We start from the raw sequence: 20489 nt of genomic DNA, 5'->3' as shown, positions 1-20489 counted from the left end.
CCGGCACAGGTTCGGATGCCGATACCATTAGACCGAAGACGCTGCGCGGATTACGCAGCTCTTTACATATTTTATTTTCCGAATATATAAGAAATCTCTTCTCACCGCGACATGCACGCACCGCTTCGATAAGGTCCTTTGATGAACCGCCTGATCCCCTCCCGCGCCCAAGTTGAACGACACCTGCCGATTCTGCAGTGGAGCAAGACCTATAACCGCGCGACGCTCACCTCGGACGGGGTTGCGGCAATCATCGTAACGATCATGTTGATCCCGCAATCGCTTGCCTATGCCCTTCTGGCGGGACTTCCGGCGCAGATGGGGCTTTATGCGTCGATCCTGCCATTGGTGGCCTATGCGATTTTCGGCACCAGCCGTGCATTGGCCGTGGGTCCGGTGGCGGTTGTCTCATTGATGACGGCGGCGGCGGTGGGCAATATGGCGCTGCAAGGCACGGCAGAGTATGCTTTGGCGGCCGTGACGTTGGCCTTTATGTCCGGCGTGATTTTGTTGGTGATGGGCGTGTTCCGGTTGGGGTTCTTGGCGAATTTCCTATCGCATCCGGTGATCGCCGGCTTCATCACCGCATCGGGCGTTTTGATCGCCACATCGCAACTCAAACATATCTTTGGCATTGAGGCGCAGGGTCACAACCTGATCCAGCTCTTATCCTCCTTGGTCGGGCACCTCGCACAGACCAACATCATCACGCTCGTCATCGGTGTGGCCACGGTGGTGTTCCTGTTTTGGGTCCGCAAGGGGCTCAAACCCGCGCTTTTGGCCACAGGGATGGCGCCGCGTCTGGCAGATATTCTGGCCAAGGCCGGACCCGTCGGGGCCGTCGTCGTCACCACATTGGCGGTCTGGCTGTTCAATCTTGACGAAGCGGGCGTCAAAATCGTCGGTGCCGTGCCCAGCGGCCTGCCCCCGCTCACCGTGCCCAGCTTTGACCCCGACATCTGGTCACAGCTGTTCGTCGCGGCCTTGCTGATTTCGGTCATCGGCTTTGTCGAATCCGTATCGGTGGCCCAAACCCTCGCCGCAAAGAAACGTCAACGCATTGTACCGGACCAGGAATTGGTCGGCCTTGGCGCCTCCAATATCGCTGCCGCGCTATCGGGCGGCTATCCGGTCACTGGCGGTTTTGCCCGCTCGGTGGTGAATTTCGACGCGGGGGCCGAGACCCCTGCGGCAGGGGCCTTCACCGCCATCGGCATCGCGCTCGCTGCGCTTTTACTGACCCCGCTTTTGTTCTTTCTCCCCAAAGCGACCCTTGCTGCGACCATCATTGTGGCGGTCATGTCCTTGGTGGATTTCTCGATCCTGACCAAGACATGGGCCTATTCCAAGGTCGATTTTGCGGCGGTGTTTGCGACGATCTTCCTCACGCTGATCTCTGGCGTCGAGGTGGGTGTCTCAACCGGCGTGGCGCTATCGATCCTGCTGTTCCTTTATAAAACCTCCCGGCCACATATTGCCGAGGTCGGCCTCGTTCCCGGCACCCAACATTTCCGCAACATCAAACGTCATACGGTGGAAACCCACCCTGACGTTCTGGCGATCCGCATCGACGAGAGCCTCTATTTCGCCAATGCGCGTTTCTTGGAGGATTACATATATGACCGCGTGGTCTGTGATCAGCCGATCAAACATGTGGTGTTGATGTGTTCAGCGGTAAACGAAATAGACATGAGCGCGTTGGAGAGCCTCGAAGAAATCAATCACCGTCTGAATGGCATGGGGATTGCGCTGCATCTGTCCGAAGTCAAAGGGCCGGTGATGGACAAATTGGCGCGCAGCCCGTTCCTGAAGGAGCTGACCGGGCAGGTGTTTTTATCGCAATATGATGCTGCTGTGGCCTTGACCCCGAAGACGGCTGCAGACGGCACCGCATAACCCACGCAAGCGTCCGGCACGTATAGATATACGCCGGTTAGATACACGCTTGCGCGGTTTATGTGGTGACTTACCGGCGCCGGTATCGGCGGCATTGATTTTGGCCCGCACGGCGGCTACCTGTGGCGCATGCAAAGCACAACATCTTTCCCCGAATGGATTGGCGTTCTACGCCATGGCTCTGGCACATTTACCGGTTGGGCCTATCGCGGGCGCAGCACGCTTGGTCAGGCCGCCGGCGACACGGCAAGCCGCCTGATGGAGCATCTGGGCGTGCCTGCCAAAATGCCTGCGATTGTGGCCGACGACAGCGCACATGGGCTGACGGCCCTGCCGGCGGCGATCCTGCCGGACGCGGCAGATTTGACAAAGAACCCAAGCCTGAACGGGATGGAACAGACCGCCCCTGCCGCGATCTTGTCCCCTTCGGCAAGACTGCGCATCGCCGGTTTTCTGGCGCTGAACCCTGATTGGGACGGGGTGGTGTTGCTTGTCATAGACGGGCGCAGTCATTGGGTGCATCTAAGCGCAGGCGAAGCGGTCAGTATGATCAGTTTCCTCACCCCGATGCTGGCGGCCAACCTTGGTGCCCCCTTGGGCGACGCCGCGCCGGATATTAAGGCGTTGACCAACAGCCAATCGCGGCCCGAAGCCTTGGCCGCGCACCTGTCATCCGCCGATTTAACCGGCGATGAGGCGGCGATTGCAGGGTATCTGTTAGGGGCGGAACTGTCGGCCAGCAAACCCTATTGGCTGGGACAGAACCTTGCCCTGATCGCAGATAGGCGCAGCGCCAGCGCCTATCGCGCTGCGCTGGCGGCGCAGGGATTGACGGTGACCGAAACCGATGCCGATGCAATGGCGCAAAACGGGTTTATTGCGCTGCACGATTGCTTGAACCCGGTGGCCTGAGCGCGGCCTCGGCGCAGCGCACCTCTCCATGCCGTGCACTTCGACAGCCTACCGCAACCCGCGCGGCGGATAATGTGCGGCAACCTATCCCGCCAAAGGCGCACCTCTGCGGGCGCGGTGCGGACCAAAGAGCGCTGCAAGTGCAAGGATGATCCCTGACACGACCGCGATCATCCCCGCCGCGCTGACCGAATTATCGAAACCGAGCCAAAGCGGGCCATAGCCGGCAAAGACATATCCAAGCACTGCCGAGGTCACGGCAAATACCATGCTCCATGCGACTTGACGGCCCAACTGGTTGGTCATCATCCGCGCGGCGGCGGGCGGGCAGATGAACATTGCAATCACGATGATCGAGCCAACCGCATCAAAGGCCGCCACCGCAGCAATGGCCGAGACCGCCACCAATGCCCCGCCCAACGCGCCTGTGCGCAGGCCAAGCGTGCGGGCGAACCCTTCGTCAAAGCTGGAGATCGCAAGCGCCCGCCAAAACAGCGCGATAAATCCGATCACCGCAACCAGAACCGCCGCCATACGCCACAGCTCCGGCGGCACTCCGCGCAGTGCTTCGGCCTCAAACAGCGAATGCCACCCGAAGGCGTCAAGCCAGATCAAGCTTTCCAAATTGCCATAAAGCGCGTGTTCCACGTCCAAATGCACCGAAGAGGTATCCGAAAGCTCCAGCAACAAAACCCCGCCGGCGAACATGGTGGTGAACACAACGCCCATCGCTGCGCCCGGCTCGATCCGGCCGATGCGGCGCACGGCTTCAATCAACAGAACTGCAATCAGGGCCGCGCCCCCCGCGCCCAACATCATTGGCCATGTGGCCACCATACCGGTCAACAAGAATGCCACGACGATGCCGGGCAGAACCACATGGCTGATCGCATCACCGATCAGCGCCTGACGGCGCAACACCAGAAAGTTTCCCGGAAGCGCACAAGCCATTGCGGCGAAACTGCCGATGAGCAGCGGGGTCAGGGACAGGGGAACAAATTCTGCGCCGCTCATGGCATCACCTCCGGCGTGGCACGGGGCAATTTTGCGTCAATCGCCGCGATCTGATCGGGGGTAAGAACCGCGCCCACATCGGTCAACCCGTCATATTGCGCCGCAGCGCTTTCCAATGCGGGATCGGCGCGCAAAATCTGCCAACGCTGCTCGTCCCGGCCCATCTCTGATGCGGCTTTGCTGCCTGCGGCCGTGGGCACCCCGTCGCCGCGCAGCAATCCTTCTCGTTGCAACAATCGCCGCGTCAGCGGTTCATAAATCGGTTGACCATTGGCCAGTGACAGCAGCCCCTGCCGCAGATGCACCGCGCGGTGAAACCTCTGCCGCCGCACGAGTGTCGCCAAAACCCCGCGCTCCGGCGCAACAAGCAAAGAGACCACGAAAATCGCCGAGCCAACCAAGACGATGATCGGCCCGGTTGGCAGGCTGGGCGCAGAAGCAGAAATTGCCGCGCCGACAAAGCCGGAAATCCCGCCGATCAACCCCGCCAAAGCGGCGACATGACCCGACCGGGCGCTCCAAAAACGCGCCGCGACCGGCGGAATGATCAACAGCGCCACGATCAAGATCAACCCGACGATTTTCAGCCCCACCACAGTCACGGCCGTCACCAACCCCATCATGGCAAAATCAATCCGCGCCAAAGGCCAGCCGGCGCCTGCGGTATATTCGGGATCAAAGGCCGCCAATGTCATCGGCCGGCGCAAGAGCACCACCAACACAACCGCCAATGACCCGCCCAAGGCGATCACCACCGCTTCGGATCGCAACATCCCCGCTGTCGCGCCCAACAAAAAGCTTTCCAATCCGGCTTGTCGTCCGGCACTCATGGTCTGGATCACGGTCAACAGAACCACCCCAAAGCCAAAGAACACCGACAGCACCGCGCCGATACTGGCGTCTTCGGACAGCCGCGTGTGCCGCGTCAGCCAGCCAACGCACAAGAGGCCCAGCACCGCCGAAATCGCCGATCCTGTCATCAAACCGATCAAGCTACGCCCCTCACCCCCAAGCGCCACCATGACCATGAAGGCGATGCCGACCCCCGGCAATGTCGCATGGCTGATTGCATCACTGACCAACGCGCGTTTACGCAGGAATAAAAACGTGCCGGTCACCCCGGCCGCCGCGCCCAAGAGCGCCGCACCCACCGCGACCAGCGTCGCATTATACCCCATTTGCAAACTCAAAGCGGCGAACAGCTCCGTCATATCAACCCGCTCCGCCGACAGTGCCAGACCCCTTGGGCGCAAGGCCGGACGCGAGATCCTTGCGCGGCGGCACCACAGGGGTGATCTGCGAGGCGGGATCGAGCTGCGCCGTAACGAGGCGCCCGCCATAGGCTTTTTGCAGGTTGTCGGGCGTGAACGCCGCCTCGACCGGTCCCTCGGCGATCCGGGATTTGTTGATCAGGAAGACATGATCGAAATAATCCTTCACCGTGGCCAGATCATGGTGCACCGCGACGACGGTCTTGCCTTGGTCTTTCAACGCTTGCAGCACCGCAATGATCGCTTTTTCGGTTGCGGCATCGACACCGGCAAAGGGTTCATCAAGCAAATATAGATCGGCCTCTTGCGCCAGCGCACGTGCCAGAAACACCCGCTGTTGTTGCCCGCCGGAAAGTTGACCGATCTGGCGATGGGCAAAATCGGACATGCCGACACGTGCAAGACTCTCGGCCGCGCGGGCACGGTGCGCCCCCGTCATCCGCCCCAACAAGCCCAACTCGCGGTAAAGCCCCATCGCAACCACGTCGATCACACGGGCCGGAAAATCCCAATCAACCGACGCCCGTTGTGGCACATAGGCGATGCGCGCCCGCATCTGCGCCAAGGGTTTGCCGAACACGTAAGCCTCGCCCGAGAGGGTAGGCACCACGCCAAGCGCCGCCTTGAGCAAGGTGGATTTCCCCGCGCCATTGGGACCGATAATGGCCATCATCGCACCGCGCGGCACAGTCAGATCAACGGAGAACACCGCTGGTTTCTCACCGTAAGACACCGTCATGCCACGGATCGCCAATGCGGCGGTGGCAATGTCAGATCTTTGCGCCATTGAAGGTATATCGTTCTGGGTCATGCGTGACCTCCCAATTGGCCATTCATCCCGCGCGGCGGCACGTCGGCCCCCAGAGCACGGGCAATGGTGGTAATGTTATGATCGAGCATGCCAATATAAGTCGCCTCATAGGTGCCGGGCGGGCCCATCGCATCCGAGAACAATTCGCCGCCAATCGCCAACCGATGCCCCTGCGCCGCACACCCTTCGATCAAAGCGCGAATGTTGCGATCCGACACCGAGCTTTCGACAAAAACGGCACGAATATCGCGGGCGACCAACATATCGACCAATTGCCCGATGCGGTTCAATCCGGCCTCGCTTTGGGTCGATATGCCTTGGATACCAATCACCTCCAACCCGTAGGCGCGGCCAAAATAGCCAAAGGCGTCATGAGCGGTGAGCAGAACGCGGGCAGCATCGGGGATCTGGTCCAACGCGGCCGTGGCATAGCCGTGCAACGCGGCGATCTCGGCGCGGTGACGGGCGGCCGCTTGGGCCAATGCCTCGGCGTGCTGCGGCATCGCGGCGATCAACGCCGCCTCGACTGCGGTGATAACATCCGCCCATAACATCGGGGCCATCCAGACATGCGGATCAAACCGGTTTTCATATTGGCCATAGGGCATCAAAACAGATGCCGGCAGGGATTCAGCCACTGCCACCGCCGCCCTCCGGTGACCCAGTTTAAGCAAAAACTCTTCCATCTGTGCTTCGAGATATAACCCATGCCAAAGCACCAAATCCGCACGCACCATGGCAACGATATCACTGCGGGTCTGGCGATAGGAATGCGGATCGACGCCCGACCCCATCAACCCGCGCACCTGGACAAATGGCCCAGCGATCTGCGTCACCGCATCGGCGATCATGCCGGTGGTCGCCACAACGGCAAGCGGCGTGCTGCGGGGGTCCGGCTCTGTTTGTGAGCGATTTTGCGGGACCATCTGCGTCCCAGTTGTTTCCGCCGCAAATGAAGATCGCGCGCCCAGCAAAGCATAGCCTGCTGCCCCTGACATCAAGGTCAGCATGTGGCGGCGCGTCGCTATCGGTATTTTTCGCTGTTTCATGCGACATATATGCGAATGATTCTCAACTTCGTCAACCAAAATGCGAATAATTCGCAACTAGACCAGACAATTTTCTCAAATCGCTCTGACCCAAGTGAATTTGCCCCTGTAATAGGCAACTTGCGCAATCACCGTCGCTATGACCCCCGAGAGCGTTACCAGACGACCCGAAGCGGCAAAACTCCGCGACCCGCACCGGGACGCGACTTGCCAAGAATGCGGCCCCGTGACACCCTGACAAATATGGCCTGAACGGGTCTGTGCACAGGGCGCGATGGACTGCGCCAATCGACGAGGGCGAAGGCGAGGGCCAGATGACGCAAAAGACTGCAAAGACCGCGCCGGACAGCTGTTTGGGCAGCACGCCGATGCACCTCCCCCAGACCGTCGAACCGCGCAATCCGGGTATGGACCTCGACCTTGACTGGGTGATGCGCGCGCAGGCCAATACATCCGCAATCGAACGGCGCGCGGCGCAACTCGGCACCCGCCGCTCGGTCAAAAAGGAATATCAAGCCGCATGGCTTCTTAAGGCCGTGACTTGCATCGACCTGACCACCTTGTCGGGCGATGACACGGCCGGCCGCGTCCGGCGACTGTGCGCCAAAGCGCGGCAACCCTTGCGACCCGACCTCTTGGAGGCGCTGGATATGCAGGGGCTGACAACAGGCGCGGTCTGCGTCTACCACGAAATGATCGCTCCTGCGGTCGCAGCGCTGGAGGGGACAGGTATTCCCGTCGCCGCCGTGTCCACCGGATTTCCGGCGGGACTGTCTCCCTTTGATTTACGGGTGAAAGAGATCGAAGCCAGTGTCGCGGCAGGCGCCAAAGAGATCGATATCGTGATCTCGCGCCGCCATGTTTTGACCGGCAATTGGCAGGCGCTTTATGACGAAATGCGCGCCTTTCGTGCGGCCTGCGGCGCAGCGCATGTAAAAGCGATTTTGGCCACGGGGGAGCTTGGCAGCCTGCGCAATGTCGCGCGCGCCTCTCTGGTTTGCATGATGGCCGGCGCCGATTTCATCAAAACTTCCACCGGGAAGGAAAGCGTCAATGCCACCCTGCCCGTCAGCTTGGTGATGATCCGCGCAATACGCGAATATCACGAGCGGTCCGGCGCACGCGTTGGTTACAAGCCCGCAGGCGGAATTTCCAAGGCCAAGGATGCATTGGTTTATCTGTCGATGATCAAAGAAGAACTTGGCGACCGGTGGCTGTCGCCCGATCTCTTCCGGTTTGGCGCCTCGTCTCTCTTGGGCGATATCGAGCGTCAAATCGAACACCATATCACCGGCGCCTATTCCGCCGCCTACCGCCATCCAATGGGATAAGTTATGACTGTTAAAGAGATTTTTGAATCGATGGACTATGGCACTGCGCCGGAATCCCCTGCCGAAGCTTTGGCATGGCTGGTGGATCAGGGCGACCGTTTCGGCCATTTCATCGACGGGGCGTTCACCGATCCGCGCAATGATTTCGAAAGCCGCAATCCCGCCACCGGCGAGATTTTGGCAACCCTAACCCAAGCCACATTGCCCGAGGTCGATGCTGCCGTTGCCGCCGCCCGCAAAGCGCAATCCAAGTGGCAAAAGCTCGGCGGCGCGGGCCGCGCGCGGTATCTTTATGCGCTGGCGCGGCAGTTGCAAAAACACGGGCGGCTCGTTGCCGTGCTGGAAACTCTCGACAATGGCAAACCGATCCGCGAGGCGCGCGACGTCGATATCCCCTTGGTGCAGAGGCATTTTTATTACCACGCCGGCATGGCGCAATTGATGGACGATGAAATGCCGGACCGGGAGGCGCTTGGCGTATGCGGTCAGATCATCCCATGGAATTTCCCGATTTTGATGTTGGCGTGGAAAGTGGCGCCAGCCTTGGCGATGGGCAATACCGTGGTCTTGAAGCCCGCCGAATACACATCGCTGACCGCGCTGTTGTTCGCCGATATCTGCCGCCAAATCGGATTACCCAAAGGCGTGGTGAACATCGTCACCGGCGATGGCGCCGTGGGCGAAATGATCACCGCGCATGAGCGCATCGACAAAATCGCCTTTACAGGATCGACCGCCGTCGGCCGCGCGATCCGCACGGCCACTGCCGGATCTGGCAAGGCGCTGACGCTCGAATTGGGCGGAAAATCCCCCTATATCGTGTTCGATGATGCCGATATCGACAGCGCTGTTGAAGGCCTCGTCGATGCGATTTTCTTCAACCAAGGTCAGGTCTGCTGCGCTGGCTCACGGCTTTTGATCCATGAGGGCATCGCGGATCGATTCCATGAAAAGCTGCGTGCGCGCATGGGCAAGCTACGCCTTGGAAACCCACTTGATAAAAGCATCGACATGGGAGCTTTGGCCGATCCGGTGCAATTGAAAACCGTACAAGGCATGATCGCAGATAACCCTGCGGGCACCCATTTTACCCCACCGTGCGACATGCCCGCGACCGGGTGTTTTTACCCACCGACCCTGATCACCGATCTGGCACCCGCCGATCGGTTGATGCAGGAGGAAATCTTTGGCCCTGTGTTGGTGTCCGCGACCTTTCGCACCCCCGCCGAGGCAGTCGAAATGGCGAATAACACCCGCTATGGCCTCGCTGCGACGATCTGGAGCGAGAACATCAACCTCGCGCTCGACATCGCGCCGAAACTCGCCGCAGGCGTGGTGTGGATCAACGGCAGCAACATGTTCGACGCCGCCGCCGGTTTTGGCGGGGTGCGCGAAAGCGGCTTTGGCCGCGAAGGCGGATGGGCCGGATTGACCGCTTACACCCGCCCCAAAGGGCGCCGCAAGGCGCTCAAACCGCAGCGCCCCCATGGCGGTGATGCTACCACCGGCGACGCGGCGCTCGACCGCACGCCGAAACTCTATATTGGTGGCAAACAAACCCGCCCTGACAGCGGCTATTCCCGCGCTGTTTTGGACAAATCCGGCGCAATTTTGGGGCATGTCCCCGTGGCAAGCCGAAAGGATATCCGCAACGCCGTCGAAGCCGCACAAAGCGCCGCCGGATGGGGCGAATCCTCCGCACATCTGCGCGCGCAAATTCTCTACTATATCGGTGAGAACCTCTCGGCACGGGCGGATGAGCTGGCCGCCCGTATTGATGCACTCATGGGCGGAAAATCCGGTAAGGCCGAAGTCGAAGCCAGCATCGACCGCCTTTTCACCTATGCCGCATGGGCCGACAAATACGAGGGCCGGATCAATGGTGTTCCGATGCGCGGCGCGGCGCTTGCGATGCACGAACCGGTGGGAATCATTGGAGCGTTTTGCCCAGACGAAGCGCCACTCCTCGGGCTGATTTCCGTCATGGCCCCGGCCTTGGCGATGGGCAACCGCGTGGTGCTTGTCGCATCCGAACCTGCGCCGCTATTGGCCACAGATTTCTACCAAATTCTGGACACCTCGGACGTCCCAGCAGGCGCGGTGAACATCCTAACCGGCTCGCATCTCGACCTCGCGGCCCCGATGGCGGCACATATGAATATCGACGCGGTGTGGAGCTTTTCATCCTCGGACATTTCCGGTGAGATCGAGCGCGCCTCGGCGAGCAATCTAAAACGCACATGGGTCAATAATGGCCACGCGCGCGATTGGACGCACGCCGACAGCAACAGCTTCCTCGCTGCGGCGACCGAGGTCAAAACCGTCTGGATTCCCTACGGCGAATAAGGCCGATACCGTGCGCCTATTGCCCGGCCGCGATCATCGCCCGAATTTTCACTGCCTTCTCGAAATGATCGAGTTGATGGGTTTTAATCCACCATTCGGCCGCCTCCATCAACCTTTCCGGATCTTCATTGCGGTTGGCAAAGAACGCATAGAACGACAGGCCGACCGCCTCGCCCTTCTTGGCAATCTTCGCATCGCAAACGGAAATTGCCTTTCGTCTCAAATCGGATCTCATCATGCCCCCAAGCGCACAGGCGCGGACATATACACGCCGCGCCTCTTTCAACTTTCCTGAAATATCCCCGCCGGAGGCATCCAAACGCGTGCAACACGCAGGGCGGCGCGAAACTCAGTTCGCCTCCAAGCCCTCCGGTTGCCCGACCACGACAAAGCGCAGATCCTGCGGGCGCAACCGCTCGCGGGCCACACGGCTTACATCTTCCAACGTCACCGCTTCGATCCGTGCATTGCGCGTCGACGCATAATCGATGGGAAATCCGTTTTCCTGCATGCCGGTTATGATTCCGGCAATCGTCCCGTTGCCGTCAAACCGCAAAGGATATGAGCCGGTCAGATAGGTTTTGGCATTTTCCAATTCCTCGGCACTTACCCCCTCGGTGGCAATCCGCGCCCATTCGGCACGGATGACGCTGATCGCCTCGGCGATGCGATCATTGGCCGAGGCCACCTGCCCCATCCAGATGTCCGCCTCTTCCTTGCCCACGAGATAAGCATACACACCATAGGTCAGCCCGCGTTTTTCGCGCACTTCAGTCATCAGGCGGCTTTCAAACGATCCACCGCCAAGAATGGTATTGAGCAGATAGGCCGCGAAAAAATCTTCATCGTCCAAGGCGACACCTTCATGGCCGAAAAGCGCCACAGATTGCGGGGTCGGGAAGTCGATCACCGTGGTGCCACCGGTCAACGTCACATTGGCCCGGCCCGGTAAGGGCGGGCCGTCTTGTGGTAAATCCGCCAGAAGCGCATCAAGCATCGGCGCCAAGTCCTCGGGCGTAATGTCGCCCACCACACCAATCGTCACGCGGCTCAAAACCAAAGCCGCCTTATGCGCCGCGATCAAATCCTCGCGGGTCATTGCGGTGATGCTCTCGATCGTGCCGTCTTGCGGCGTGGCATAGGGATGATCGCCATAGGTCAGCGTAGAAAACGCCTGCGCCGCGATGGCATTGGGGTCTTTGAGGTCCGATCGCAGGTTCGATAACATTTGTGCCCGGACCCGCTCGATGGCGTCCGCGTCGAATCGCGGCGCAATCAAGGTGCTCCGCAGCAAGGCCAAGGCGTCGTCGCGGTTTTCGGTCAGGAATCTGGCGGAAATCGAGGTGAAGTCATCCCCCACCCGGTAACTGAACGAGGTTGCAAGGGTTTCCGCCGCACGGGCAAAGGCGCGCGCGTCCAAATCACCCGCGCCCTCTTCCAAAAGCCCCCCCATCAACGATGTGACACCGGCTTTCCCCTCCGGATCGAGCGACGCCCCACCGCGAAAGCTGAGCTGCAGCGCGGCAAAGGGAATGCTGTGATCCTCGACCAACCAAGCGGTGATGCCGCCGGGGCTGGTGACTTCCTGAATCTGGATTTCAGCGCGGGCGGGCAAGGCTGCGAGAAGAATCGCCAATGCCAAAAGCCATGCGCCAAAACGGGCGATCATAGGTACCGGGGTTGCCACGGCCACGGCCCGGGCGCCGCGCGGGTGGGTCATCCTGTTCATTGCGAAACCTCCTCGTCGCTCATCAACCAACCGGTCACCGACTGGCGTTTATCCAGAACCGACCGCGCAGCAGCGAGAATATCCTCTTCGGTGACCGCTTGGAGAATGCCGGGCCATGCCTGCACATCCTCGACAGTCAACCCTTGGGTCAAGGCGCGGCCATACCGGTTGGCGGTGCTTTCGACATCATCGCGGGCGTAAATTTCCGAGGCCCGGATTTGCATTTTCAAACGGGCCAATTGATCGGCGTCGATACCCTCGGTCAGGAAATCCGCCAAAGCGGTATCAAGAGCGGCTTCGGCTTCTTCAAGACTCACACCCACCGCAGGCACCACGACGAATTCAAAGGTAGTCGCATCCAGGGACATGCCACGATAATAGGCCGCAACGTAGACCGCCTTTTGCGCTTCGAACTGCAGTTTTTCCGCCAAAACCGATGTGGTCCCACCGCCCAAAATCTCCGCCAACAGCGTCAAAGCCGCCGCCTCTTCTTGCGCGCCGGCGTTGCGTTCGGGCGCAAGATAAGAGCGCCCGACATAGGGCTGCGCAACGCGGGGATCATGGAATGTCATGCGCCGCGCCGAGGTTTGCGGCGGCTCGGTCGGGCGGATACGCTTCGGCAGGTCCGGATTGGCGGGCAATACGCCATAGTATGTCTCGGACAGAGCCTTCACTTCATCGGGTTGCACGTCGCCTGCCACCACCAAAATAGCATTGTTTGGCGCGTAGTAGGTTTTGTAAAAGTTCAGCGCATCTTCAAGACCCAATTGCTCCATCTCGTGGCGCCATCCGATCACCGGCACGCCGTAGCGGTGATTAAGGTACTGCGCTGCGTTCTTTTGTTCACGAAAGAGCGCCGCAGGATCATTCTCGGTACGTTGATTACGCTCCTCGATGATGACCGCGCGTTCTGTCGCAATCTCTTCCTCGCCAAGACGCAGATTGACCATCCGGTCGCTTTCCATACGCATCATCAATTCAAGTCGATCGGCAGCAACCCTTTGATAGTAGGCGGTGTAATCATAGCTTGTGAAGGCATTGTCGCTGCCGCCATTGGCAGCCACAGTCGAGGATAATTCCCCCGGTTTCAAATTATCCGTGCCCTTGAACAGAAGGTGTTCAAGGAAATGCGCGATACCGGAGCGGCCCGCCGGTTCTTCGGCCGATCCGGCACGATACCAGACCATTTGCACAACCACGGGGGCGCGATGGTCCTCGATCACGATGACCTGCATACCGTTGTCCAAAACAAAATCAGTGACCGTATCGTGAATTCCGACGGCTTCGGTTGATGGCTCGGACGCGGCCATCGTCGCCGTGTCTTGCGCCGCCACCAACGCGGGCCCGAAGGCGGCGCAGGAAAAGACCGCCAATGCCACCGCAGCAGGGGTCGAAACGGCAACGGAAAAACTGTGCAGGGTAGATCGTTTCAAGGACCGTATCATTGGGCCATCCTGTCTTTGGGCCCATAAATTTCGGGCCGAACACGTATCGTGCGGGACCATCCCGCAGGGCAGGGTGAACAAAACACCAAACGCGCAGCAAGGCCAGTCACGACCGCTCACTTTTGATAGATACGATGGAATTGCCCGGCTTCAAGAGCGTGGCGCCGACCCGTTCTCTAATTGTTGGGAGGGGCGCTTGGCGTGTCCACACCCAAGCGGCGGAACCGCTCCATCTCGGCCTGCGGGTCGAGCGACATTGGCTTATAGGCTTCGCGATACCGGTCGACTTTGACGATCTTGAGCTTGGTAAACCGCGACTTACGGCGACGGTATTCTTCGTCCTCGACCGCCAAAGTCTGGCGGATGTTCGATTGCGTGCCGAACCGCGTGGCATGGCGGGTCAATGCAGTGTCCGATGCAGTCACACCCGCCGGCGTCAGCCGCGCGGAATTGCCGCCCAAGGCCGCCACAGCGTCGGCTTTCGGGTTTTGGTCGGTGATGTTGCCCGCGCCCGGCGTCGGTTCCGGTAACGCTGCGAAATCTGCGGGCGCTTGCAGCGGCTTGCCCGGAATCACGGCGAACTCGTTCGGTCCACCGGAATTGTTACTCAGGTTGCGCAATTTGATGTCACGCCCCTCACCACCACCGCATGCCGATAGCAGCAGTGCAAGCCCAAGGCCGATCCCGATATGTGTAACGCGCGCCGTCCGCATCGCGGTCCTCCGATCACTATTAAGAGTAGGTTTAACCCATCCCCGCACCGCCGTCACGCGGCGTTTTTTCCGCCTGTAAACAGAACCATTCCAATCGCACCCGCGAAGACCGCGATATCGGCCACATTGAAGGCATAGGGGTTATCAAACCCACAGCAGGACATATTCAGAAAATCCGCCACGCCGCCATACAAGATGCGATCCACCACATTGCCCACCGCGCCACCGACCAACAAACCCGCAGCAATAAAGCCGCGTTTGCCGGTGTCTTCACTATGCACCCACCACAGCACCGCGCCGGAAATCACCAAAGCCACGGTGATCAATACCCAACGCACGATGTCGGAGCCTTGCGAGAACAGCCCGAAGTTGATGCCGTAGTTCCACGCCATACGCAGATTGAGGAAGGGCGGCAGCACCTCGATCTCGCCCAGAGTGCGCAAATCCATTGCGTGAACGACCAGATATTTGGTCGCCTGATCGACGAGAAAGGTCCAAAATCCAACCCAAAACACAAGGCGCATCAGCCTCTCCCTTAATTCATTCGGCGCGGGCAGGCGGCAATCTGCCACGCGCCGCGCAGTTTAGTGCCGGAAATGGCGCATTCCGGTAAAGACCATGGCAAGGCCCGCCTCGTCCGCCGCCGCGATCACTTCGTTGTCGCGCATTGAACCGCCCGGTTGAATGACGCATGAGGCGCCCGCCGCAGCGGCTTCGAGAAGGCCATCCGCGAAGGGGAAGAACGCATCGGAAGCCACAGCAGACCCTTTGGTCAACGGCGCGGGCAATCCCATCGCTTCGGCCATACGCTCGGCTTTCTTCGCAGCAATAAGCGCGCTATCGAGGCGGCTCATTTGCCCCGCGCCAACGCCGACGGTCGCTTGATCTTTGACGTAGACAATCGCGTTGGATTTGACGTGCTTGGCGACTTTCCAGGCAAACAAAAGATCGCGCATTTGCTCGTCCGTTGGCGCGACTTTGGTCACGACCTTCAAATCATCCATGCTGATGAAACCGGTGTCTTTGTCCTGCACCAAAAGACCGCCCGCGACTTGGCGCACGGTGAGGCCCTTGTCGCGCACATTCGGCAGAGCGCCCGTGGTCAGCAAACGCAGGTTTTTCTTCTTGGCAAAGATTGCCTTGGCCTCATCGGTGGCCGAAGGGGCGATGACGACTTCGGTGAAGATCTCGGTGATGGCTTCGGCGGTTTCGCCATTGAGTTCGCCGTTCAAGGCCACAATGCCGCCAAAGGCCGAGGTGCGGTCGCAATCAAAGGCGTTCTTATAGGCCTCGGTCAGGGTCGCGCCCTTGGCCACGCCGCAAGGGTTAGCGTGTTTGATGATCGCGCATGCGGCGCTTTCGGCGGGGTCGAATTCGGCCACCAATTCGAACGCGGCATCGGTGTCATTGATGTTGTTGTAGCTCAGTTCCTTGCCCTGATGTTGCGCGGCGGTGGCCACGCCGGGGCGCTCGGATCCATCGGTGTAGAAGGCCGCATTTTGATGCGGGTTCTCGCCATAGCGCAGCGTCTGCTTGATGGTGCCGGCAAAGGCGCGGCGGCGCGGCGCATCCTCGCCCAGCGCGCCCGCCATCCATGTCGAGACAGCAGCGTCATAAGCGCCGGTCCGTGCATAGGCGATCTGTGCCAGACGCTGGCGGAAGGCATATGTGGTTTGGCCGTCGTTGGCATCAAGCTCTGCGATCAAGGCATCGTAGTCCTCGACATCGACAACCGTGGTGACAAAGCCGTGGTTCTTGGCGGCGGCGCGGATCATCGCAGGGCCGCCAATGTCGATATTCTCGATGCAGGTATCATAATCCGCGCCCTTGGCGACGGTTTCTTCAAACGGATAAAGGTTGACCACGAGCAGATCGATATTGCCGATCCCGTGCTCTTCCATCGCCGCAACGTGACCTTTGTTGTCCCGCAGCGCCAGAAGACCGCCGTGCACTTTGGGGTGCAAAGTTTTCACACGCCCGTCCATCATTTCGGGAAAGCCGGTGACATCCGCGACGTCGCGCACGTCAAGCCCCGCATCGCGCAATGTCTTGGCGCTGCCACCGGTGGAGAGCAGTTCAACACCGCGCGCGGCCAGCTTTTGGCCAAGCTCAACAAGGCCGGTTTTGTCAGATACGGAAATTAGCGCGCGGCGCAGGGGCGAAAGGTCGGTCATATCAGTCGAGATCCCAAATGATGGCAGTCAATGTGCAAACCCGCGCCGTCCTGTTGCGGCACAAGCAGATGCGCGGGCGGCGTGATGCCACCCAACGCGCGGGGGATATGTTGTAGGGCTCGTCTCACGCGGGCTCTATTCTACCTCATATTCGGGAGCATACGGCGCGCCTGGCCCGTCCTGCTTCAAATCACGGATCGAAACGGGCGTTTCGACGGTTTTGGACAGGGTCCATCGCAGACGTGTCGCATACTCCAATGCGCGACCCGATAATACGATTTGCTGCGCAGCGCGAGGCTTAAGACGGTTTTTTTCCAGATAAACCCCCGGTTCCAGCGATATTTTGGTGCTCCCATCGGTGCGAAACACCCAAACCTCGCCGCTTTTAAGCGCCAATGACACCGCAGCGCCGCCCATATCCAGCGAAGCATCAACTTCGGGGTGCAGGTGAAACCGCACCTGATAGGGGATTCCCTGCAAGGCGGCCGCATCCATCGCCGCATCGAACCGGACCTGATCCGGGGCCTCGATGGCAACCAGCAAATCCTCGCCCTTCAACCCGCGCCCGTCGAACGACAAATCCAATGTCCGCGCATGGGTCAACCCGTGCGTTTTGAGATACCCGTCGTGTCCACCTTCGAACCGCAAGCCTTGCTCGGCATGGGTGATCTGCACCGGCACCTCGCGCGGCGCATCCACAAGCATTTCACGGCGCGGACCAATCCGGCCAAGCCGGGCCGACGAATATCCCTCAAGTGCCAGCGCGCTATGGGATGGCGTGGCCCGTCCCGCGCGGCGCCAGTCTTCACCGAAATGCGCGCCCGATCCACAGTTGACGATCAACGGCCGGCGCCCCGACGTCAGTTCAAACGCCAACGTCGACGCATGGGCATCGAAAGAGGCTTTGCCGCCCGGTGGCGGCGCGGCATCGATGATCACCGATGTCCGCCCCGCGCTCAATCGCGCATAGCCCATCGCCAATCCGTCTGCGTGGCGCGTTTTGACCCCACTATTGGCAAGCGCCCAATCCAGCCGCCCCTCAAGCCCCCGCCCGCCGCCATGGAATCGCGCCAATCCGCCATCGGCATGGCGCAGGCTGCGCAGGCTCGGCGCGATACGCTCGATGGCCGACATGATCTCCGGCGGCACAGTTTTACCAGCTTCGCGCAAGGCGGCCGCAGCCCATGTTAGCAGAGTGCAGACCTCCAGGAGTTCTTCGGGATTGCGGGTCGGAATGCCGCCTTCGCCGCTGATTTGCGTGCGGCAATCGCGGGCCAAAGCTTTGACGGCGGGATCAACGAGGCGCTCCATCCCCTCCAACGACAGCCCCGCGTAAATCAAGCCAGTCAGTGCCTCGAACCGTGGCAATCCGGGCAAGGCGCCTTTCCAGCGGCGGCCCAGGAAAATCGTTTGCCGCGCCAGCGACCGGTAGAACGCTTGTGACTGGGCCGTGTCTTGACCGTTGAGCAGGAAAATCGCGTGGTGGATCCAGCGAATCAAGCGCCGCCCGGTGAGTTCGGGCGTCCACCCCGCGCCGCCACCGCGTCCGTAACGCGCGATCCAATCCCAGAGCCATTTTTGAGCCACCAACCGCGCAGGCCGGTCCCCGACAGCCGCCAGATCGTCGAGCCATGCAAAGCCGTGCGTCTCTTCATCCCGCGCCGGATCAGGCGGCGCACCGGCGCCAATGGCCCAAAGACCGCTACCGTCATCTTGATGCAATTGCCCCGCGAACAACAGGTTCCCCGCCACCAGCTGCCGCCCCCGGGCAAAACTACCGATGGTGCGCGGCTCGGGCTGTGACACAAAACCGGTTGCAGGGCGTGCCAAAGCGCTCAAACGCGCATGCACACGATTCAGGGCACGCGTTCCGCGCGACATCCACTTTTCTTGGGCCATCTGCTCTGCCTCTCGTTGCGCTCTTGTGGCGCTTTGAGAGACATATTAGCGAAAACACGCAGCCAAGTCACCGCTCAAAAAATCATCAAACCCACGCGGTCAGGTTTGGCGCCCTCGGCATCCCCTGCGGCCACCACGCCACCGGCCGCGCTGCCCGGCCTGCGTGTCAGGCAGATTTCACCAAGCAGGCGATATAAAAACCGTCCATACCGCCGCGATCCGCCCAGTAATCAGGCCGCAAACGCAGCCCGCCTTCTTCGGTGATCCACTCAAGATCAACGCCATCAACGGCCAATGCCGCACGGTCGACGGTGATGTCATCATGGCGCGCCAAAGCGTCCTCGACCTGACACTCGCCTTCATCGGGCAACAGCGAACAGGTACAATAGACCAATCGCCCGCCGGGTTTCAAAAGCCCAATCGCGTGATCAAGCATCTCTTCTTGCAGGCCAATCAACATGCCAAATTCGCTGCCATCTTTGGCAAAGGGCAAATCGGGGTGACGGCGAATCGTGCCGGTGGCCGAGCACGGCGCATCCAAAACGATGGCATCATAGGCGCCCGTGTGAGTCAGGGCATCCTCGGTCACGCATTCAGCCTCAAGACCGGTGCGCGCCAGGTTTTCAGAAACCCGCGCCATACGGCTTGCCGAGATATCGACGGCCGTGACTTTGGCACCGCTGGCGGCGATCTGCATCGTCTTGCCCCCCGGCGCGGCGCATAGGTCCAGCACACTCTCCCCGGCTTTCGGGCCAAGGATTTTCACCGGCACAGCAGCGGCAGCGTCTTGCACCCACCACGCGCCCTCATCAAATCCGGGCAACGCCGACACTTGCACCCCTGACGCCATCCGCAAAGACCCCGTCGGCAAAATATCAGCGCCCAACTTTTCGGCCCATCCCTTCGCATCATTCTTCACAGTAAGGTCCAATGGCGCACCTGCGAAATGTGCCGCCTCCATCGCTTTCATTTCGTCTTTGCCATAGGCCTCCGCCAGAGGATCGCGCAGCCACCGGGGCAGGCGCGGCACCCGCAGGATCTCCCATTCCGCCGGACCGTCCTTTGCAACCTTGCGCAAAACGGCATTCACCAATCCCTTCATTTGCATGGTGCGCGGGTTGCGGCCAACAATATTCACCGCCTCGTTGACGACCCCATGTGCATCCCCGCCAAGGCATAATTCCAACGTGCCAAGGCGCAGCACATTCATCGCATGCAACAGCGGCTCGCCGCGTTTGAGATGTTTGGCCAGCACCTTATCAACCCGTTCCAGCCCGCGCAGCACATCCAACGCCAATCGTTGCGCACGGGCGCGGTCCGCCGGATCGAGCCGGTCAAGCGCCCCGGCCCCGATCATTTCCGACATCAACTTCCCGTCGCCCAAAACCGCATCCAAAAGCCGCACCGCCACCACACGCGGCGTCGGGGGCGGGGATTTTTTATAGGTATCGTGCCGCGACTTTCCACCGCCCGTGCCGCGATCCGCACCACCACCAGACGTTCGCGTGCCTGCGGGCTTTCCCCCCCGACGGGGATCTCTGGAGGCGGGTGTCATTGGCATATTCCTTGATTACAGCATGGATCGGGTCTTGCCCGTGATTAAAGCGCGCGTATATCAACAGGTATAAAGCAAAGGAAGCCCAAGTCATGAGCGACAATAGCGCAAAATCCCCGCAGGTGGCCGCCACAGGACCCGCGCAAGACACGCCGGCCATTGACCCGACCCTGCCCGCCGCCGCCCAACGCGCATTGGCCGAAGCCGCCGAACGCCGCAGATTGGCCCAGATGGATGCGCCGATGCCCACCGAACTTGGCGGGCGCGACGGACCAGAGCCGGTGCGCTATGGCGATTGGGAGAAAAAAGGCCTCGCTATCGATTTTTGATCGCAAGGCCCAAGA

17 protein-coding genes are annotated in these 20489 nt (G+C 60.4%); 5 read left to right on the top strand and 12 right to left on the bottom strand.

Features of this window, described 5'->3' with window-relative positions; all coding sequences use genetic code 11:
• Positions 1–141 precede the first annotated feature (141 nt).
• Positions 142–1896 (top strand): SulP family inorganic anion transporter, encoded by a 1755-nt coding sequence (locus DI396_RS09860; RefSeq protein WP_110796026.1) that lies wholly within the window; start codon positions 142–144, stop codon positions 1894–1896.
• A gap of 129 nt (positions 1897–2025) precedes the next feature.
• A complete protein-coding gene (locus DI396_RS09855) occupies positions 2026–2808 on the top strand; it encodes a 2-dehydro-3-deoxygalactonokinase (protein ID WP_110796025.1) in 783 nt (260 codons plus the stop codon).
• An 84-nt stretch (positions 2809–2892) separates the two neighbouring features.
• Here DI396_RS09855 and DI396_RS09850 read toward each other — a convergent pair whose 3' ends face one another.
• Genes DI396_RS09850 through DI396_RS09835 form a run of 4 tightly spaced genes read right to left on the bottom strand, consistent with a single transcriptional unit; the run spans position 2893 to position 6830 of the window.
• Positions 2893–3822: a metal ABC transporter permease gene (locus DI396_RS09850; RefSeq protein ID WP_110796024.1), complete on the bottom strand. Its 930-nt coding sequence runs from the start codon at positions 3820–3822 to the stop codon at positions 2893–2895.
• A complete protein-coding gene (locus DI396_RS09845) occupies positions 3819–5033 on the bottom strand; it encodes a metal ABC transporter permease (protein WP_110796023.1) in 1215 nt (404 codons plus the stop codon). The genes DI396_RS09850 and DI396_RS09845 overlap by 4 nt, the downstream gene beginning before the upstream one ends.
• A gap of 1 nt (position 5034) precedes the next feature.
• On the bottom strand, positions 5035–5904 hold the full coding sequence (locus tag DI396_RS09840; RefSeq protein ID WP_110796022.1) for a metal ABC transporter ATP-binding protein: 870 nt from the start codon (positions 5902–5904) through the stop codon (positions 5035–5037).
• Entirely contained in the window at positions 5901–6830 is a 930-nt protein-coding gene (locus DI396_RS09835; RefSeq protein ID WP_204362826.1) for a metal ABC transporter solute-binding protein, Zn/Mn family, read from the bottom strand. Before DI396_RS09835 ends, DI396_RS09840 begins: the two co-directional genes overlap by 4 nt.
• A 437-nt stretch (positions 6831–7267) precedes the next feature.
• Here DI396_RS09835 and deoC point away from each other — a divergent pair, with 437 nt between their 5' ends.
• The gene (gene deoC, locus DI396_RS09830) at positions 7268–8284 is read left to right on the top strand and encodes a deoxyribose-phosphate aldolase (RefSeq protein ID WP_407936306.1); all 1017 of its coding nucleotides are present in this window, start codon (positions 7268–7270) and stop codon (positions 8282–8284) included.
• A 3-nt stretch (positions 8285–8287) separates the two neighbouring features.
• Positions 8288–10630, top strand: a complete 2343-nt coding sequence (locus DI396_RS09825; RefSeq protein WP_110796021.1) for an aldehyde dehydrogenase family protein — start codon at positions 8288–8290, stop codon at positions 10628–10630.
• 16 nt (positions 10631–10646) lie between these two features.
• On the opposite strand, the gene DI396_RS09820 is transcribed toward DI396_RS09825, so the two are convergent.
• From DI396_RS09820 to DI396_RS09785, 8 genes are all read right to left on the bottom strand, one after another.
• Complete coding sequence (locus tag DI396_RS09820; RefSeq protein ID WP_235851809.1) at positions 10647–10853, bottom strand: DUF6500 family protein; 207 nt, start codon at positions 10851–10853, stop codon at positions 10647–10649.
• A gap of 126 nt (positions 10854–10979) precedes the next feature.
• Positions 10980–12299 (bottom strand): M16 family metallopeptidase, encoded by a 1320-nt coding sequence (locus tag DI396_RS09815; protein ID WP_110796064.1) that lies wholly within the window; start codon positions 12297–12299, stop codon positions 10980–10982.
• Positions 12300–12355: 56 nt separating this feature from the next.
• Positions 12356–13669, bottom strand: a complete 1314-nt coding sequence (locus DI396_RS09810; protein WP_110796063.1) for a M16 family metallopeptidase — start codon at positions 13667–13669, stop codon at positions 12356–12358.
• A 311-nt stretch (positions 13670–13980) separates the two neighbouring features.
• A complete protein-coding gene (locus DI396_RS09805) occupies positions 13981–14517 on the bottom strand; it encodes a DUF3035 domain-containing protein (protein WP_110796020.1) in 537 nt (178 codons plus the stop codon).
• 53 nt (positions 14518–14570) lie between these two features.
• On the bottom strand, positions 14571–15041 hold the full coding sequence (gene lspA / locus DI396_RS09800; protein WP_110796019.1) for a signal peptidase II: 471 nt from the start codon (positions 15039–15041) through the stop codon (positions 14571–14573).
• A gap of 60 nt (positions 15042–15101) precedes the next feature.
• A complete protein-coding gene (purH, locus tag DI396_RS09795) occupies positions 15102–16691 on the bottom strand; it encodes a bifunctional phosphoribosylaminoimidazolecarboxamide formyltransferase/IMP cyclohydrolase (RefSeq protein ID WP_110796018.1) in 1590 nt (529 codons plus the stop codon).
• A gap of 135 nt (positions 16692–16826) precedes the next feature.
• Complete coding sequence (locus DI396_RS09790) at positions 16827–18590, bottom strand: heparinase II/III family protein (RefSeq protein WP_110796017.1); 1764 nt, start codon at positions 18588–18590, stop codon at positions 16827–16829.
• A 166-nt stretch (positions 18591–18756) separates the two neighbouring features.
• Positions 18757–20145 carry an RsmB/NOP family class I SAM-dependent RNA methyltransferase gene (locus DI396_RS09785; protein ID WP_110796016.1) on the bottom strand — a complete coding sequence of 463 codons (1389 nt, stop codon included), beginning with the start codon at positions 20143–20145 and terminating at the stop codon, positions 18757–18759.
• A 92-nt stretch (positions 20146–20237) separates the two neighbouring features.
• Here DI396_RS09785 and DI396_RS09780 point away from each other — a divergent pair, with 92 nt between their 5' ends.
• Positions 20238–20474: a DUF1674 domain-containing protein gene (locus DI396_RS09780; protein WP_110796015.1), complete on the top strand. Its 237-nt coding sequence runs from the start codon at positions 20238–20240 to the stop codon at positions 20472–20474.
• Positions 20475–20489: the final 15 nt, after the last annotated feature.

The organism is Litorivita pollutaquae, assembly GCF_003205515.1.
Classification (GTDB): Bacteria; Pseudomonadota; Alphaproteobacteria; order Rhodobacterales; family Rhodobacteraceae; genus Litorivita; species Litorivita pollutaquae.
The sequence above is the reverse complement of the archived record's forward strand: the minus strand, read 5'-3'. Positions and strand labels throughout refer to the sequence as shown.

Excerpts from the sequence above, each read along its gene's own strand:
- DI396_RS09860 (WP_110796026.1), top strand. The coding sequence starts at position 142 with ATGAACCGCCTGATCCCCTCCCGCGCCCAAGTTGAACGACACCTGCCG.
- DI396_RS09855 (WP_110796025.1), top strand. The coding sequence starts at position 2,026 with ATGCAAAGCACAACATCTTTCCCCGAATGGATTGGCGTTCTACGCCAT.
- DI396_RS09850 (WP_110796024.1), bottom strand. The coding sequence starts at position 3,822 with ATGAGCGGCGCAGAATTTGTTCCCCTGTCCCTGACCCCGCTGCTCATC.
- DI396_RS09845 (WP_110796023.1), bottom strand. The coding sequence starts at position 5,033 with ATGACGGAGCTGTTCGCCGCTTTGAGTTTGCAAATGGGGTATAATGCG.
- DI396_RS09840 (WP_110796022.1), bottom strand. The coding sequence starts at position 5,904 with ATGACCCAGAACGATATACCTTCAATGGCGCAAAGATCTGACATTGCC.
- DI396_RS09835 (WP_204362826.1), bottom strand. The coding sequence starts at position 6,830 with ATGGTCCCGCAAAATCGCTCACAAACAGAGCCGGACCCCCGCAGCACG.
- deoC (WP_407936306.1), top strand. The coding sequence starts at position 7,268 with ATGACGCAAAAGACTGCAAAGACCGCGCCGGACAGCTGTTTGGGCAGC.
- DI396_RS09825 (WP_110796021.1), top strand. The coding sequence starts at position 8,288 with ATGACTGTTAAAGAGATTTTTGAATCGATGGACTATGGCACTGCGCCG.
- DI396_RS09815 (WP_110796064.1), bottom strand. The coding sequence starts at position 12,299 with ATGATCGCCCGTTTTGGCGCATGGCTTTTGGCATTGGCGATTCTTCTC.
- DI396_RS09810 (WP_110796063.1), bottom strand. The coding sequence starts at position 13,669 with ATGGCCGCGTCCGAGCCATCAACCGAAGCCGTCGGAATTCACGATACG.
- DI396_RS09805 (WP_110796020.1), bottom strand. The coding sequence starts at position 14,517 with ATGCGGACGGCGCGCGTTACACATATCGGGATCGGCCTTGGGCTTGCA.
- lspA (WP_110796019.1), bottom strand. The coding sequence starts at position 15,041 with ATGCGCCTTGTGTTTTGGGTTGGATTTTGGACCTTTCTCGTCGATCAG.
- purH (WP_110796018.1), bottom strand. The coding sequence starts at position 16,691 with ATGACCGACCTTTCGCCCCTGCGCCGCGCGCTAATTTCCGTATCTGAC.
- DI396_RS09790 (WP_110796017.1), bottom strand. The coding sequence starts at position 18,590 with ATGGCCCAAGAAAAGTGGATGTCGCGCGGAACGCGTGCCCTGAATCGT.
- DI396_RS09785 (WP_110796016.1), bottom strand. The coding sequence starts at position 20,145 with ATGACACCCGCCTCCAGAGATCCCCGTCGGGGGGGAAAGCCCGCAGGC.
- DI396_RS09780 (WP_110796015.1), top strand. The coding sequence starts at position 20,238 with ATGAGCGACAATAGCGCAAAATCCCCGCAGGTGGCCGCCACAGGACCC.